We start from the raw sequence: 351 nt of genomic DNA, 5'->3' as shown, positions 1-351 counted from the left end.
CAACGGTGAAGTAGTAAGATCGGACACCGACGCTGAAGGATCGAAGAGCAGGGTTCAAAACCAGGGTCAGGGCGTTTGTCCAGCTGGCGATGTCCCGGTCTTCATCGCGGGATGGGCTCGCCCCGATCGCCGCCAGGCAGTAGTTGATCTGCCGGACCGCCCAGATGAAATCGGATAGTCCCCGCAGCAGTGTGGCCATGACCAACAAGACCTTGCACTGGAAAAACCACGCGGGGTCCTGAGCCGCAAACATCGCAATCAGGCCACCCGATCCATAGTTCGGCTCCATGAACAACGCGCCGCTCAGCCCGACGATGACGATGAGATTGGCGGATCCGAAGAAGGATGCTG

1 protein-coding gene is annotated in these 351 nt (G+C 59.3%); it reads right to left on the bottom strand.

Annotated features, from left to right (window positions below; translation table 11 throughout):
* Positions 1 to 351 (bottom strand): DUF599 family protein (locus AF337_RS38525; RefSeq protein ID WP_152971362.1); only part of this gene is annotated, 351 nt, incomplete at both ends.

The sequence above is a fragment of the Rhizobium ecuadorense genome, assembly GCF_001187535.1.
Taxonomy (GTDB): domain Bacteria; phylum Pseudomonadota; class Alphaproteobacteria; order Rhizobiales; family Rhizobiaceae; genus Rhizobium; species Rhizobium ecuadorense.
The sequence above is the reverse complement of the archived record's forward strand: the minus strand, read 5'-3'. Positions and strand labels throughout refer to the sequence as shown.